At 67.3% G+C, this 11,757-nt stretch carries 11 protein-coding genes; 7 read left to right on the top strand and 4 right to left on the bottom strand.

What is annotated here, in order from left to right; translation table 11 throughout:
- Positions 1–140 precede the first annotated feature (140 nt).
- Positions 141–782: a response regulator transcription factor gene (locus AB0J09_RS39385; protein ID WP_360702602.1), complete on the top strand. Its 642-nt coding sequence runs from the start codon at positions 141–143 to the stop codon at positions 780–782.
- 63 nt (positions 783–845) lie between these two features.
- Here AB0J09_RS39385 and AB0J09_RS39380 read toward each other — a convergent pair whose 3' ends face one another.
- Together AB0J09_RS39380 and AB0J09_RS39375 are read right to left on the bottom strand one after the other, a co-directional pair.
- Positions 846–1,559 carry a DUF305 domain-containing protein gene (locus AB0J09_RS39380; protein WP_360702599.1) on the bottom strand — a complete coding sequence of 238 codons (714 nt, stop codon included), beginning with the start codon at positions 1,557–1,559 and terminating at the stop codon, positions 846–848.
- A 206-nt stretch (positions 1,560–1,765) separates the two neighbouring features.
- Positions 1,766–2,878 (bottom strand): YbdK family carboxylate-amine ligase, encoded by a 1,113-nt coding sequence (locus AB0J09_RS39375; protein ID WP_360702596.1) that lies wholly within the window; start codon positions 2,876–2,878, stop codon positions 1,766–1,768.
- 607 nt (positions 2,879–3,485) lie between these two features.
- Here AB0J09_RS39375 and AB0J09_RS39370 point away from each other — a divergent pair.
- A complete protein-coding gene (locus AB0J09_RS39370) occupies positions 3,486–4,343 on the top strand; it encodes a virginiamycin B lyase (protein WP_360702593.1) in 858 nt (285 codons plus the stop codon).
- Positions 4,344–4,410: 67 nt separating this feature from the next.
- Complete coding sequence (lexA, locus tag AB0J09_RS39365; RefSeq protein WP_360702591.1) at positions 4,411–5,079, top strand: transcriptional repressor LexA; 669 nt, start codon at positions 4,411–4,413, stop codon at positions 5,077–5,079.
- A gap of 98 nt (positions 5,080–5,177) precedes the next feature.
- Here the strand turns inward: lexA and AB0J09_RS39360 are convergent, their stop codons facing one another.
- Positions 5,178–6,140, bottom strand: a complete 963-nt coding sequence (locus tag AB0J09_RS39360) for an alpha/beta hydrolase (RefSeq protein WP_360702605.1) — start codon at positions 6,138–6,140, stop codon at positions 5,178–5,180.
- A 306-nt stretch (positions 6,141–6,446) separates the two neighbouring features.
- On the opposite strand from AB0J09_RS39360, the gene AB0J09_RS39355 reads away from it, so the two are divergent.
- The 4 genes from AB0J09_RS39355 to AB0J09_RS39340 all read left to right on the top strand — a co-directional run bounded on the left by AB0J09_RS39355 (position 6,447) and on the right by AB0J09_RS39340 (position 11,211).
- On the top strand, positions 6,447–7,655 hold the full coding sequence (locus AB0J09_RS39355; RefSeq protein ID WP_360702588.1) for a flavin-dependent oxidoreductase: 1,209 nt from the start codon (positions 6,447–6,449) through the stop codon (positions 7,653–7,655).
- Positions 7,656–8,200: 545 nt separating this feature from the next.
- Entirely contained in the window at positions 8,201–9,550 is a 1,350-nt protein-coding gene (locus AB0J09_RS39350; RefSeq protein ID WP_360702585.1) for a HAMP domain-containing sensor histidine kinase, read from the top strand.
- 279 nt (positions 9,551–9,829) lie between these two features.
- On the top strand, positions 9,830–10,756 hold the full coding sequence (locus AB0J09_RS39345) for an amidohydrolase family protein (protein ID WP_360702582.1): 927 nt from the start codon (positions 9,830–9,832) through the stop codon (positions 10,754–10,756).
- Positions 10,753–11,211: a MaoC family dehydratase gene (locus tag AB0J09_RS39340; protein ID WP_360702579.1), complete on the top strand. Its 459-nt coding sequence runs from the start codon at positions 10,753–10,755 to the stop codon at positions 11,209–11,211. The genes AB0J09_RS39345 and AB0J09_RS39340 overlap by 4 nt, the downstream gene beginning before the upstream one ends.
- A gap of 57 nt (positions 11,212–11,268) precedes the next feature.
- Here AB0J09_RS39340 and AB0J09_RS39335 read toward each other — a convergent pair.
- A partial coding sequence (locus tag AB0J09_RS39335; protein WP_360702576.1) for a PA14 domain-containing protein occupies positions 11,269–11,757 on the bottom strand: 489 nt, incomplete at its 5' end.

Genomic DNA, 11,757 nt, shown 5'->3' with positions numbered 1-11,757 from the left:
GGCGGCCCCCTTTCAGCGGGGATTCGTCGTCCTTTGCACACACCAAGCACACCGTCCGCGCCCTCTTCCCGGCAGTGCCGTACGGCCCGCAACGCAGGACGTCCTTCCGGTCCCGCTGGTGGTCGTATAGCGTCGTGAACATGATTCGTGTGTTCCTCGTCGACGATCACGAGGTCGTACGGCGGGGGGTCGCGGCGATGCTGGAGTCCGAGGACGACATCGAGGTCATCGGCGAGGCCGGGACGGCCGAGTCGGCCATCGCCCGCATTCCCGCGCTGAAGCCCGACGTGGCGGTGCTGGACGTGCGGTTGCCGGACGGCAGCGGTGTCGACGTGTGCCGGGAGGTGCGCTCCCGGGTGCCGGGACTGGCGTGCCTGATGCTGACCTCGTTCGCCGATGACGACGCACTGTTCGACGCGGTGATGGCCGGCGCCTCCGGCTACGTGCTCAAACAGATCCACGGCTCCGACCTCGTCGGCGCCGTCCGCACCGTGGCCTCGGGACAGTCGCTGCTCGACCCGCAGACCACCGCCACCATGCTGCAGCGCCTACGCGACCAGGCCGCCAGGAAGGACCCCCTCGCCGCGCTGTCGCAGCAGGAACGCCACATCCTCGACCTGATCGGCGAGGGGCTGACCAACCGGCAGATCGGCGAACGGATGTTCCTGGCCGAGAAAACGGTCAAGAACTACGTGTCCAACCTGCTCGCCAAGCTCAACATGCAGCGCCGCACCCAGGCCGCGGCGCTGGCTGCGCGGTTGCGGGACGAGCGTCGCGAGTGACGTGGCGTGGATCCCGGCGCGGCCAACCCGGGCAACCTGCGCGACTTGCGTCGGTGCGGACGCTCACCGACCCGTCGTGCCCGGCCCGCGTGACCGCGTGCCCTGCGAGGGCGCCGGTGATGAGCCGGCCGACCGGCCCCCGCACGGCATGCTCCAGCCGCCGAACCAGTCGGCCAGATACCGCTGCATCTGGGAGATCTCGGCATGCCGGTCATCGCGCACCTTGGCGGCGAACGCGGCGACCTCGCCGTGCTGGGCCCGCCCGGGGCTCAGCAGCTGCTGCGACATCATGACCGCCACCATGTGATGGCCGATCATGTCGCGCAGGAACGCCTCATCCAGGGCGTCGCCCGACAGCCGGGACAGCTCGCGCATCATCGTCTGGTAGCCGGTCTCCGCCCCGTAACGCCCCGGATACCACTTGCCCAGCCAGGCCTTCATCGTGGCGGCCTCAGCGCTTTGCGTCTTCGCGATCGAGGCGCCCAGCGCGCGCATCTGGGGCCGGTCCGAGCGTTGCAGGTGCCGGGCCGCCGCCACTGCTTCCTGATGGTAGGCCACCATGCGGGTTAGGTAGTCGGCCTCGTCGCTCACGTTCACGCTGCGCGTCGACCCATAGGGTCCCGTCATGCTCCACCCGGCCGGTGCGGCGCCCTGCTGCCCGGACGTGATCTCTGTCACCTGCTGGGCCATGTCGTTGACTGCGACGGAGATACCGGTCACCGCCACGGTCGCCAGCACCGCGCTGGCCGCGATACCCGCAACTCTCGACCGTTTCATGTCCGGACTCCAACGCTCTTCCAAGGACTGGACTTTTTCACTTCCTTCCAGACTGGGGGTGGTCACCGTACCGGGGCAGGGCCGTACGACCCTCATGACCAGGACCAAAGACCTTCGCCGGCGCGGCTTGGCCGGTCCGGGCATCGCCCCTCCTGCCGAGCAGGAGGTGTGCAGGTCGAGCATGAGGCCGGGACGGCCGTCGGGTTTCAGCGGAGTGTCGCGTCGGCGACCAGATGGGCGAACTGGGGCAGTGTGCCGGCCTGGGACCACATCGTTCGCTGCCTGGCCGCGCCTGTTCCGCGGATGGCGAGCCTGTGGATCAGCAGGGCGATCGGTTCGGGTTCGGGCAGGCGCGGCAGGAGGATCTTCAGTAGGTCGCGGTGCGGCATGACCTGGGACGTGTACGGATCGACGGCGAGGGCGTCCAGGCCGTGGCGGGCGGCGGCGTTCAACTCGGCGACGATCTGCCTGTCGCTCAGCGCCTTGATGGGCACATCGCGTGTCACGTCGGCGATGGCCAGGGCGACGAGTGCCCGCGCCATGGCTGCCATCAGGAGGGCGTCCTCGACCGAGAGGCATGTGTCCATGACGCGAAGTTCCACCGTCGGGTAGCGCGGCGACAGGCGGGCGTGGAAGTACACGCTCCGCTCGTCCATGGCATGGCCGCAGCGGATCAGGTGACACACGGCGGCGTCGTAGTCGGCCGCCGATCGCCACGCGCGGGGAGGCGCCGCCGTCGGCCAGCGGCTCCACCGCCGGTAGCGGCGACTGGCCCAGCCTGTGTCCCCACCGCCGGCGATGGGAGAGTTGGCGCTGAGCGCCAGGAGCGTGGCCAGGTAGGGCCGGAGCCGGGTGAGGACCTGCACGCCCAGCTCGCGGGAAGGGACGCCGACGTGCACGTGGCAGCCGCAGGTGCAAGAGCCCGCGACCAGAGAGCCGTGGCGGGCCGCCAGTTCCTGATAGCGGGCGTCGGCCGTGAGGGCGGACAGGCCGGGCACGTGCCGAGGGGCGATGCCGCAGGCGACCAGGTGGCAGCCCAGTTCCTCTGACGCGCGTGAGGCGAGCATCCGGTGGCGGGACAGCTCCTCTGCCACCTGCGCCAGGTCCGTGCACACGCCGGTGACCGTCTCGAGCTGATAGCGCATGGCCTCGGCTTTGACGTGCGGGTCGCCCTCGAGCAGCGCCAGGACCGCCGGGGCTGTGAGGGCCGGGCGGCCCTCGGCATGGTCGAGCAGCAGGAACTCCTCCTCCACGCCCACCGTCAGCGTCCGGCTCATGGAACGCGCCACAGGAGTGATGGTCGTGCCGTACGTGCTCATCGCAACCTCCCCCGAAGCGATGACCCCGCTCAATGTAAGAGTCGCGCTTGGACGGTGTCCGAGGCAAGCGGCCATGCGTTCCACCGAGCCTGTGGCGGCGCTGCGGGCGCTCCCTTTGAAAGACACCTCGTGTACGGCGCGCGGCGAGGGTCAGCCGGCCCGCCGATGAGCTTGGCATTTCCATGACCAGCCACGAACGCGGATGGCAGGAGCCGGGCGGTGACCGTGCGTGATATTGGGGGCGCCGGAGCGACTGCGGCCAGATCGGGCTTCAAGAGCTCGCGCCGGTGGCGGACCGGCATTTCGCGGGGTCCAGCAGCCCTTTCGTTCTTCCTCTGGAGAGGATGTCATGCGTTCTCGACGTCTGAAATACCCGCTCGTGACCCTGGCTGTGGCTCTGGCGGCAAGCACGCTCTCGCCCGTGTCCGCGTCCGCCGGCGTGGAACTCAACCCGTCACCCCAACGCCCTTGGGTGAAACTCTGTCTCAAACTCAAGCGGATGCCCGAGCACCGGCATATACGGTGCCACCGCCCGGCACCGCCCCGGCGCGTCTCCCCTGCCAGGCTCGCGGCGCGGGCCCAGCGGGCGACGATAAGCGAACTTTCGGTGCCGAGCAGTCATGCGAGTCCCGTCGGCATCAGGAGGGGGCCGGACAACGCGCTGTGGTTCACCGAGAACACCGCCAACAAGATCGGACGCGTCACCACCGGGGGGCTGTTCACCGAATACTCCATCCCCACCAGCGATTCCCAGCCGGGTCACATCGCCGCCGGCCCGGACGACACCCTGTGGTTCACCGAGGCGGTCGGCAACAAGATCGGCCGGATCACCACCAGCGGGACCATCACCGAATACACCCTGCCGAACAGCGACGCCTACCCGTGGGGGATCACCAAAGGCCCGGACAACGCCTTGTGGTTCGTCGAGCAGCTCGGCAACAAGATCGGCCGGATCACCACCAGCGGGACCATCACCGAATACAGCCTGCCGACCAGCGACGCCTACCCGATGCGCATCACCACGGGACCGGACGACAACCTGTGGTTCACGGAGTCGATGACGGGCAAGATCGGCCGGATCACCACCGGCGGCACGATCACCGAATTCACCATCCCGTCCTCCGGCGCCATCCCTGTCGGAATCACCACGGGCCCGGACGGCAACCTCTGGTACACCGACGCCAACGGAAAGGTGAGCTCCGTCACCACCGCGGGCGCCTTCACCGAATACCCGCTTGCGGACAGCAACGGCTTCCCATGGGGCATCACGGTCGGTCCCGACGGCAACCTGTGGTTCGTCGAGCAAATCGGCGACAAGGTCGGCAGCATCACCACGTCCGGGACGATCAATGAGTACTCACTGCCCACCAGTTTCTCGGGGGCGTTCGACATCACGGATGGCCCCGACGACAATCTCTGGCTCACGGAGGACTACGTCGACCAAATAGCGGTCGTCGCTCCCTGACCGAAGTTGCACGGCCGCGTCCAGCATGTACGTCTGGTGCTCGCCGGTCTTCGTGCCGGCCTTTAGCATGTCGCACGTGACCACCTACGACGATCTTGACACGTTCGAGTACCTGGACTTCTCGGCACTGCCGCAGCGCCAGCAGCGGATCCTGGCCACGATCCGGGACTGGGTGGTCAGATACGGGTATCCGCCGAGCACACGCGAGATCGGCCACGCGGTCGGGCTGCGGTCGTCCTCGTCGGTGTCGAAGCACTTGAAGAGCCTGGAGGAGAAGGGGTTCCTTCGCCGGGGCACGACGATGACCCGGCCGATCGACGTGCGTGTGTTCCTGCGGGCTTCGGCGCCGGAACCGGTCGGCGACTTGGTGAGCGTGCCCGTGGTCGGAGACATCGCCGCGGGCAGCCCCATCCCGGCCGATGAGCACGTGGACGACATACTGCCCCTGCCCCGCGTCCTCACTGGGCGTGGCAACGTGTTCGGTCTCCGGGTGCGAGGCGATTCGATGATCGACGCGGCGATCTGCGACGGCGACATCGTCGTGGTACGGCAGCAGCCCGAGGCGTACTCGGGCCAGATCGTCGCCGCGATGATCGACGGTGAGGCAACCGTCAAGGTGTACCGCCGACGCAACGGGCATGTCCATCTTGAACCGCGCAATCCCGCCTACGACATCATCGACGGCGACGGCGCCGTGGTCCTGGGCATCGTGGTCTCGGTCCTTCGCAACGTCTGAGAAGGTGTTTGAGATCGATGATCTTGGTTAGTCTGGCGGGCCATTCGGACGATCGCGGCCAAGGGGATGATCGCCTCGGAGACGACCTGTGGGTAACCTCAGCCGCCGATCTTCTCCTTCAGCACGTCGGCGATCTGGTGGGTGGCCTCCAGGCAGCGCTTCGAGTGGCGGGTGAACTGGATGAAGCCGTGAGTCAGGTCCGTGTGGTGGATGTAGGTCAGGTCGTTTCTGGCGCTGGCGAGTTTGCGCGCGTATGCATGGCCGACATCGCGCAGCGGGTCGTAGCCGTTGGTGACCAGGACCGCGGGCGGCAGATCGTCGTGTGAGGAGGCGTTGAGCGGCGAAATCAGGGGTTGGCGAGCATCCTCGTGGTGGGGAACGTAGTTCCAGGCGAATAGCAGGACGCCGTAGGTCTCCAGGTAGAAGCCGACACGGTTCTCACTGCCGGAGTCGGTGTCGAACGGCAGCGCCGTCTCCGGATAGAGCGGAAGCTGGAGGGCCAGACGCGGTCCGCCCTCGTCACGAAACTTCAGCGTGAGAGCGCAGGTCATGTTGCCACCGGCGGAGTCCCCGCCGACAGCGATTCTCTCCGGATCAACCTCCTGGTCGGCCGCGTGTGCGAATAGCCAGCTGATGACGAAGCCGCATTCGTCGAGCTGGACGGGAAACTTGGCCTCCGGGGCGAGTTGGTAATCGATGGCGTACGTCTTGATGCCGGCCCGCTCCGCGAAGATCCGCATGGGGATCTCGAACTCGTCCAAGGTACCCACGGTCCATCCACCGCCGTGCAGGTAGACGAGCGCTCCGTACGGCCCACTACCCGTGCTCGGCGTGTGCACCCGTACTGGAACAGACCCATGCGGGCCCGGGAGAAGGAGAGTCTCCACCGACCCGATCGTCGGCCAGGGTCCCTCGGCGAGCACGCGATGCGAACGCCGAGCATCGGCAATCCGTTCGTCAGCTCCGAGAATTGGCCCACGGGGCAACCAGTCGGCCAGCTCCTTGTCTAGTTCGTCCCGTCCCACCTTCTCCGGAACATTGGTGCTGTTGTAGATAGGCATCGCAGGAACCCCCCTCTCCGGCTGCCTGCCCGCCAAGCCTGCCGATAGCGCCAAGGGGCAGTCAGGGCGATTTCAACACTCAGCGCAGATCTTCCTGCTGTGACCCGTGTGACTGGTGCGTCGCATTCCCACGCCGAAAATCCACAATCTTCTCAAACACGCTCTGAGCACCTGGCCTTAAGTGGACACTGATTGACGTACGCCCCGGCGCGAGTTCGACTACCTGAAGAAGAAGTCCGACGTCTCCTCGCCGCTTCTGCCGGGAGGTACCTCATGAGGACAGACCCTGTACGAGCAGGTCGCCCCATGCGTGTGGTCATCGCCGGCGCAGGCATCTCCGGGCTGACCGCGGCCCTGAGCCTGCACGCCGCAGGAATCACCGATCTGGTCATCCACGAGGCGGTCGACGAGATCCAGCCGCTGGGCGTGGGCATCAACATCCTGCCGCACGCCGTACGTGAACTCATCGAACTCGGCCTGGGCGACCGCCTGGCGAAGATCGGCGTCGAAACCGCGGACCTGACCTTCGTCAACCGCTACGGGCACCGCATCTGGACCGAACCGCGCGGGCTGCAGGCCGGCTACAAGTGGCCCCAATACTCGATACACCGGGGCCGCCTGCAGTTCATGCTCCTGGAGGCGGTCCGGGAGCGCCTCGGCGCCGAGGCGGTGGTGACGGGGTCGCCCATCGCCGGGCTCGACCACGACGCGGACCTGCTCATCGGCGCCGACGGCATACGCTCCGGCGTCAGACAGGCCCTGTTCCCCGACGAGGGTGAGCCGTTATGGAGCGGCGACGTGCTGTGGCGCGGCACCACGTACGGCACGCCGTTCATGACCGGGAAATCCATGATCATGGCCGGTGACGGCCTGAAGAAGATCGTCATCTACCCCATCGCGCCGCCGGACGACGACGGCAACCAGCTGATCAACTGGGCCATCCAGCACCGGGCCCCCGAAACCACGCCACGAGGCGACTGGAACCGGCCCGTGAGCGTGGAGAAGGTCCTCCCCCACGTCAAGGACTGGCGCTGCGACGAGCTCGACATCCCCGGGCTCATCGCGGCCGCGGAGATGGCGTACGAGTATCCGTTGGTGGACCGGGACCCGTTACCGCGCTGGTCGACGAAGACGGTGACGCTGATGGGCGACGCCGCGCACCCGATGTATCCCACCGGCTCCAACGGCGGCACCCAGGCCATCATCGACGCCCGTGTCCTGGCCTACGCGTTGGCGACCGGCCAGGGCCTGCAGTTCTACGAAGGCGAGCGCCGGCCCGTCACGAACAACATCGTGCTGGCCAACCGCAAGGACGGAGCCGAGGTCATCCTGAAACTGGCCCACCAGCGCGCCCCGCGGGGTTTCGCCGACATCGAGGACATCATGCCGCTGGCCGAGCGCGAGGAGATCGCCCTGCGCTACAAGAAGCTGGCCGGCTTCGAGCCCGCCACGCTGAACGCACGCCGGAGCTGGTCGGTGCGCCATGAGACGGGCACCGACGTCTCGTCATCGTGAACGGCGAGCCTGGCCTCCATCGCCCTCAGCCTCATCGAGACGCGGAGCGTGCTGTCGCCCTGATCCGCGGGAACGACGGACCGGCCCGAGTACGGCAGGCCGAGCCACTGTCGTCGCGAATTCCAGCGGGAAGGCGGTCCGGTCCTGGTCGCCGTCCCATCGGGAGAGGTCCCGTCCGGCGCATACGCGGCTCGACATCGGAGAGATCAGTGCGCGCTCGGTGACCGTCAGCCGTTCGGCGGGGTGGGGAAGCGGCGTGAGGCTGGTCGGGTCGAACCTCTCCAGCCAAAACATCAAAGAACTTTGACCGTACGCAGAGTCGGCCTTCGTGACCAGCGAGGGAACTGATATCGGTGAGCACGCAAGGCCGCCTTTCATGCCCATGGGCAGGGCAACTTCCAGCGGCGCGAAGCCTGGCACGTCTCCGTAACCGTCGGCTGCCACATGCCGGATCTGCGCGCCGACAGCAAGAAGGGCGGCAACGACGAGAGCTGAACGTGTCTGGCGTCTCTTGCGAGGCAAGCAGCACACCAGAAAGGTAAAGAGTGTCGCTTCCCAGCCGGCTTTCTGTCCACGCGATCCTCACATTGGCAGCGGGACTACTGTCGCTGATAGCTCTCAGCGCGGTCGGAATTGCCGCGGATCTTGCGATTCGCATAGAAGCCGAGCAGCGTATCTTCGAAAATACCGAGCGCGCGGCCGTTGACTGGATCGGAGCGATGAACCAGGCACGGCCTCCCCCTCCGGTAACCACCTCGGACGTCAACCTGCTCCAACTCGTCAACTCATCCGGACAGGTCGTGTCCGCCAGTAGAGCCGCTGCGGGACGCCCGGCACTGAGCGAGTACTGGCCCCCATCTGATGACCGCATTGAGCACCGCACGGAATGTACGGCTGCGCAGTGCGTGATGTTCACCGCCGTCAGACCCTCGCCGCAAGAGGAGCAGCTGTTGTGGGGTGGCGAATCCCACATCGTCTACGCCGGTCGCCGGCAACCCGCGATCCTGGCCACGCATACCCTGGAGCTTCTTCTCGGCACCGGCGCCCTGGTCGTGAGCGTATTTCTCGCTGGGGCGACCTGGATACTGGTACGGCAGGCGTTGCGCCCGGTTGAGGCGATACGGAGGCGGGTCGCACAGGTCACCGTGACCGACTTGAGCTTGCGCGTCCCTGAACCGCCCGGGCGGGACGCGATCGCGCGGTTGGCCCGCACCGCCAACGAAACGCTGTCGCGGTTGCAGGAAGCGGTCGACCATCAGCGCCACTTCGCCTCGATGGTGTCACACGAGCTGCGCACCCCGATGACGGGGCTGCGCACCCAGTTGGAAGAGGCATTGCTGTATTCCGACGTGGACCCGCGAATCGCAGTCGAGGGTGCGCTGTCCACGCTGGAGCGTTGCCAGTTGATCATCGATGAGATGCTGGCGCTGACCCGCGTGCGCACCTCCCCACACAGGCCCGAGCAGGTAGATCTCACCGCTCTGGTACGGGAGGAAGTCGCACGACGGGACACGAAGGTGCCGATCCGAATCCACGCCGAAGAAAGCGTGGAGGTGCGCGGTAACCCCGTCCAACTCACCGAGGTGCTGCTGAACCTTCTTCTCAACGCCCAGCGTCACGCCCGGACGTGTGTTGACGTCAGCGTGACGCGCCTAGGCGGACAGGCGACGGTCAGTGTGCTTGATGACGGCGCCGGCATCCATCCGGCGGACCGCGAGCGAGTCTTTGCGCCCTTCGTCCGCTTGGCGGACGGGCGCCAGCGTGATCCGCAAGGTAGTGGTCTCGGCCTTGCCATCTCGCGCGCCGTCGCTCAAGCACATCAAGGAACCTTGAGCGTAGAGGACTCACCACAAGGCGCCAAATTCGTCCTGCGCCTGCCACTGGCACCGGGCTGAGATCGCCCCGGCAATCGCGGTCGCAGCAGCTTCAGCCTGGTGCAAGACCGAGGAATCTTGCGAGCGGTTTCGGCGGCAGACCCGAGCGAGGACGGGTGACACCAGAGCGCCACCGAGGTGCGAACGCCGGCGGTCACCCGGCACGTGAGTTGACCCCGCCGGAGCGCAGGGGACGCGGCCGGATCATGTCACGGTCTCGGACAAAGCTCGGCACTAGATTGACGACAGTCACGGAAGTGCCTACTTTCGGCCTATCGTCCACTACGCAGGGGGCCATCCATGGACCTGTCCTCCGACGCCTTCGACGAGTCGGTCGCGATCGACGTGCACACCCACGTGGAGGTCTCCAAGGACGGCCACGGCTCGCTGAGCCCGGCGCTGTTCGGCGCCTCGGAGAAGTACTTCGGCTCTCACGAGCGGCCGAGCATCGATCAGATGGCCGCCTACTACCGGGAGCGGAAGATGGCCGCCGTGGTGTTCACCGTGGACGCCGAGCACGCCACCGGCCACCCGCGCATCTCCAACGAGGAGATCGCCGAGAGCTGCGCCGCGCATGCCGGCGTGCTCATCCCGTTCGCCAGCGTCGATCCGCACAAGGGCCGCGCGGGCGTCCGCGAGGCCCTCCGGCTGGTCACCGATCACGGCGTGCGCGGCTTCAAGTTCCACCCCAGCATCCAGGGCTTCGCCCCCAACGACCCCATGGCCTACCCGCTGTACGAGACGATCGAGGATCTCGGCGCGATCGCGCTCTTCCACACCGGCCAGACCGGCATCGGCGCGGGCGTGCCCGGCGGGGGCGGCATCCGCCTGAAGCACTCCAACCCGATGCTCGTCGACGACGTTGCCGTGGACTTCCCCCACCTGAAGATCATCCTGGCCCATCCGTCCTTCCCCTGGCAGGACGAGGCCCTGGCCGTGGCCACCCACAAGCCGCACGTCCACATCGACCTGTCGGGCTGGTCGCCGAAGTACTTCCCGCCCCAGCTCGTCCGCTACGCAAACACCCTGCTCAAGGACAAGATGCTGTTCGGCTCCGACTACCCGGTGATCACGCCTGACCGGTGGCTGGCCGACTTCGCGAAGCTCGACATCAAGCCCGAGGTCCGCCCCAAGATCCTCAAAGGCAACGCCGCCCGCCTGCTCGGCCTCGCCCCTGAAGGCCCTGAAGGCCCTGAAGGCCCCGACGAAGGGAAGAACCCGGCATGACCATCACCGTGCACGGCCTGGAGGAGATCAAGACGCTCGCCGGGCAGGACCTCGGCGCCGGCTCCTGGCTGCAGATCACCCAGGAGCGGATCGACGCCTTCGCCACCGCCACCGGCGACCACCAGTGGATCCACGTCGACCCTCAACGAGCCGGGGCCGGCCCGTTCGGCGGCACCATCGCGCACGGCTACCTGACCCTCTCGCTCGTCATCCCCCTGTTCAACGAGCTGCTCGACATCCAGGGCGTGACGATGAGCATCAACTACGGCCTCAACAAGGTCCGCTTCCCCAGCCCGGTCAAGGCCGGCGGCAAGATCCGGCTGGCCGCCAAGGTCGTCTCGGTCGAGGACGTTCCCGGCGACGGCGTCCAGATGCTGTGCGACTTCACCGTCGAGATCGACGGCTCGGCCAAGCCCGCCTGCGTCGCCCAGGCCGTCTACCGTCACTACGCCTGACCGCCGCACCGCCGTGGCGCGGCCGGGAAGGACGTTCCCGGCCGCCGCGGACGGGGGTCAGCTCGCGAGCAGCTTCTCCGCCGGGATGGTCTGGCGCGTGATGGTGGGGCTGGACCAGTGGAGCTGGGCGATGGCGTCGTAGCCGCTGTCGTAGAACTCCATCTTGATGTCGTGCGCTCCGGCGGTCAGCGCGATCTGGCCGCTGTCGTCGCGCTTGGAGTGGTCCGTCCAGTCGTCCACGACGAGCGTTCCGTCCACCCAGAGCCGGACGCCGTCGTCGCTCGTGGTGATGAACGTGTACGTCTCCGCGCGGTCGGCGATCACCTTTCCGGTCCAGCGCACGCTGAACGTGTCGGCGGACACGGCCGGGTCGGGGGCGTTCGCGCCCCAGTCGAAGTTCACGCCGGGGTCGATCCGGGTGAGCTTGGGCGCGGTCAGGTCGGCGTTGTCGAAGTAGGTCGCCGACAGGCCCTGCTGGTCGACGACCAGGGTCGTGGCCGAGCGCGCCGGAAGCGTGATCGTGCCCTTGCCGCCGGCGACGGTGAC

The sequence above is a fragment of the Nonomuraea sp. NPDC049784 genome (assembly GCF_040659615.1).
Lineage (GTDB): Bacteria > Actinomycetota > Actinomycetes > Streptosporangiales > Streptosporangiaceae > Nonomuraea.
The sequence above is the reverse complement of the archived record's forward strand: the minus strand, read 5'-3'. Positions and strand labels throughout refer to the sequence as shown.

What these genes read in the sequence shown, in the direction of transcription:
- AB0J09_RS39385 (WP_360702602.1), top strand. Translation starts at nt 141, where the DNA reads ATGATTCGTGTGTTCCTCGTCGACGATCACGAGGTCGTACGGCGGGGG.
- AB0J09_RS39380 (WP_360702599.1), bottom strand. Translation starts at nt 1,559, where the DNA reads ATGAAACGGTCGAGAGTTGCGGGTATCGCGGCCAGCGCGGTGCTGGCG.
- AB0J09_RS39375 (WP_360702596.1), bottom strand. Translation starts at nt 2,878, where the DNA reads ATGAGCACGTACGGCACGACCATCACTCCTGTGGCGCGTTCCATGAGC.
- lexA (WP_360702591.1), top strand. Translation starts at nt 4,411, where the DNA reads ATGTCGCACGTGACCACCTACGACGATCTTGACACGTTCGAGTACCTG.
- AB0J09_RS39360 (WP_360702605.1), bottom strand. Translation starts at nt 6,140, where the DNA reads ATGCCTATCTACAACAGCACCAATGTTCCGGAGAAGGTGGGACGGGAC.
- AB0J09_RS39355 (WP_360702588.1), top strand. Translation starts at nt 6,447, where the DNA reads ATGCGTGTGGTCATCGCCGGCGCAGGCATCTCCGGGCTGACCGCGGCC.
- AB0J09_RS39345 (WP_360702582.1), top strand. Translation starts at nt 9,830, where the DNA reads ATGGACCTGTCCTCCGACGCCTTCGACGAGTCGGTCGCGATCGACGTG.
- AB0J09_RS39340 (WP_360702579.1), top strand. Translation starts at nt 10,753, where the DNA reads ATGACCATCACCGTGCACGGCCTGGAGGAGATCAAGACGCTCGCCGGG.